Source organism: Clostridium sulfidigenes (genome assembly GCF_000732635.1).
Classification (GTDB): Bacteria; Bacillota; Clostridia; order Clostridiales; family Clostridiaceae; genus Clostridium_J; species Clostridium_J sulfidigenes.
In genome coordinates this window covers 1-3,091 of sequence record NZ_JPMD01000066.1, presented here as the reverse complement: position 1 = coordinate 3,091, position 3,091 = coordinate 1, and the positions used below count along the sequence as shown (strand labels likewise).

Sequence of the window (3,091 nt, the reverse complement as noted above, 5' to 3'; positions counted from 1 at the left end):
CCAAACGCCTAAAACATTTCCTTTTTCATCTTTCTTTGCTAGAAAATCAACCTCATCAAAGTGGTTATTGGCATCTTTCCATAGCTTACTTACAAAACCGCTTCCCTCTTTAGTTGAACCTTCTTTCCCAATTACTGAAAAAGAACTTTTAATACATTTTTCGATTTTCATATTCATTTGCTTCCCCCATATAAATTAATTGTAATTACTCCCCACTTCGCCACTTCTTTCAACTGTCAATTTATTTAATTATATACCATATAGTTGGAAGATTACAAATATTTATATTTACTCTTCTACATATCCCCACTGACCTGGAAAACGTAATTTTTCCATATGCGGAAAGTTCTTGTCAAATTCTTCAACTTCATCAGCTTTTAAATTCTCAAATACAGTAGCTTCATAGAACTTTCCATGTACACCAGAATACATAATTGTTCCTTATTCTACAACCTTCCCAAAGCAATGAAACTCTACACCTCTCGGAACACTTATAGGCGCATATTCTTCATTAAGGGAAATAAGCTTAATTCCATCTCCACAAATAGAAATCTTTTTACAGTAGGAGTTATTTTCAAAGGCAAATACTCCAATTTCTCCATCCTCCAAAATGTCCTGTTTATGAATCCAAACTATTTGGCCATCTACAAAACGAGGCTCCATACTATCTCCTGAAATTCTAACTCCAAAGTCTGCTTCCATAGGAACATCACTACCTACTTCAATGATTTCACAGGAGTTGTCATCTAGATATTTACCAGTTCCTGCAGATACCGGTAAATCATAAAGAGGAAGCTTCCTCATATATATTACTTTTTCTTCTTTAACCTCGTTACTATACATACCGCTGGCAATAAGGAGCGTTATGTATTCTTCTACCTTATTTTTACCCTCTTGATTTAGATTAGATAAAGGTGAGTCTACACTGCAATCCCCAAAGGTTCCTAGCACGTCACTAACCTTTAGTGCTTCACAAAGAGCTAAAAACTGATAAGCATTGGGAGTAGTATAATTAGTTTCCCACTTACTAACCTTTTGATTCGTCACATCTATACCTTTGTTTTTTATAAACTCAGCTACTTCATATTGGGATAAACCTATAGCTTCCCTTGCAGCTGTTATTTTTTCTCCTAGGGTCTTTTTCATAGTAGACACCTCCTTATGTTAATTGTATATTAGTGGAATGATAATTACAATAGAAAAATATCATTATATGATACATAAAACTATTTACTTATCATATAATGATATATATAATGTTAATATATCATATATGGAGATGGTTTTATTTGGAACGAGTAATTTTACATTCAGATATTAATTCTTGCTATGCAAGTATTGAACTTTTGCATCATCCCGAGCTAAAAGGAAAACCAGTGGCAGTTGGTGGAGATCCTGAAGCTCGTCATGGAATTGTCCTTGCTAAGGATGAAATAGCTAAAAAATTTGGAGTGAAAACAGGAATGCCTTTGTGGCAGGCAAAACAGCTATGTCCTGGAATCATATTTTTGCCACCAAGGATGGATCTTTATCTAAGATTTTCTAGAATGGCCCATGAAATATATGGGCAGTACACAGATATGCAGCAGGCTTTTGGAATAGACGAAAGCTGGCTAGATGTAACAGGGAGCTGTGGGCTTTTTGGCAATGGCTTTGAAATAGCAAAGCAAATTAGCAATAGTATGAAGGAAGAATTAGGTATTACAGTTAGTATAGGAGTTTCATGGAATAAGATATTTTCAAAGCTTGGCTCCGATTATAAAAAGCCTGATGCTATAACTGTAATTTCAAAGGAAAATTATAAGAACATAGCTTGGTCTTTACCAGCTTCAGACCTTTTATATGTTGGTAGAAGCACCAATGCAAAACTTAAAAGCATAAATATAAATACTATTGGAGATATAGCCAAAACCCATCCTGATTTTCTAAAAAGGCATCTAGGGAAAATGGGACTTATTCTACATTCTTTTGCCAATGGTTATGACACTTCAGAAGTACTAGTTGAAAATTATAGTGCTCCCATAAAATCTATAGGTAATAGCACTACTACGCCTAGGGATTTAGTTTGTGATGAAGATGTATGGCTTATTATAATAGTTTTAGCTGAAAGTGTAACAAAACGACTTAGAGAAAATGGATTTAAATGTACCGTAGTTGAAATATCGGTTAGAGATACCAATCTTTGCAGTTTTTCAAGGCAAAGAAAGCTTCTAACTCCTACCAATATAACCAAGGAAGTTGCCCAGGCAGCCTTTAAGCTATTTAAAGAAAATTATAGCTTTAAAAATCCAGTAAGAAGTATTGGTGTAAGAGGTGCTGACCTTGTAATTGATACAATGCCAGTGCAGACAGATTTATTTATGGACAATGAAAAAAGACTTAAACTGGAAAAAATAGATGAGGCTTTAGACCAAATTAGAAGACGTTTTGGATATAAGAGTATTCAGAGAGCTATTATGTATACAGATAGAAATTTATCAAGAATTAATCCTTGTGAGGATCATACAGTACACCCTCATGGTTATTTTTAGGAGGTAATTATGTCAAAGATTTATGTGGATGTTTTAGCAGAGTTTACAAAGGAAGGTGTATTAAAACCCAGAGAAATAATCTGGGAAGATGGCCGCCACTATGAAGTAGACAAAATAATAGACACCAGACCAGCCGCTAGCTTAAAAGCTGGAGGAGCCGGAATTCGGTACACTTGCAAAATTCAAGGCCGTGAAAAGTACGTATTTTACGAATCAAATTATAAATGGTTTGTAGAGGGAAAGTAGATAAAATAACCCTTCATAACACAGAAATGTATTATGGAGGGTTTCATAGATGAATGTACAATGCTCCCTACCTCAATCTCACTATAATATTTTTTTATAAAAATTAAGGATAGACTAAAATTTAAAATGTACCCTATATAGTAGACACTTTAAAAAAAGTCTATTATATAGGGTATTTTTATGTATAATAAAATTAATATATAGCTTTAGGAGTGATTATATGAGCAACAAATTTTTCACTGAATATCAAATTAAGAACTTATCTCAAAACAAATATGTACAGACTATTTCATCAAAATCAATTACATATACTG

Annotated in this window: 4 protein-coding genes; 2 read left to right on the top strand and 2 right to left on the bottom strand. The window is 33.5% G+C overall.

Annotation, left to right across the window (positions count from 1 at the left end):
• Positions 1–288: 288 nt before the first annotated feature.
• Together IO99_RS19220 and IO99_RS17765 are read right to left on the bottom strand one after the other, a co-directional pair.
• Positions 289–432, bottom strand: coding sequence for a hypothetical protein (locus tag IO99_RS19220; protein WP_156964396.1), 144 nt, complete (start codon positions 430–432; stop codon positions 289–291).
• 9 nt (positions 433–441) lie between these two features.
• Positions 442–1,146, bottom strand: coding sequence for an XRE family transcriptional regulator (locus IO99_RS17765; protein WP_035135840.1), 705 nt, complete (start codon positions 1,144–1,146; stop codon positions 442–444).
• Positions 1,147–1,256: 110 nt separating this feature from the next.
• Here IO99_RS17765 and IO99_RS17760 point away from each other — a divergent pair, with 110 nt between their 5' ends.
• The gene (locus IO99_RS17760) at positions 1,257–2,531 is read left to right on the top strand and encodes a Y-family DNA polymerase (RefSeq protein ID WP_051824302.1); all 1,275 of its coding nucleotides are present in this window, start codon (positions 1,257–1,259) and stop codon (positions 2,529–2,531) included.
• Positions 2,532–2,540: 9 nt separating this feature from the next.
• Positions 2,541–2,777 (top strand): hypothetical protein, encoded by a 237-nt coding sequence (locus IO99_RS17755; protein ID WP_035135836.1) that lies wholly within the window; start codon positions 2,541–2,543, stop codon positions 2,775–2,777.
• Positions 2,778–3,091 lie beyond the last annotated feature (314 nt).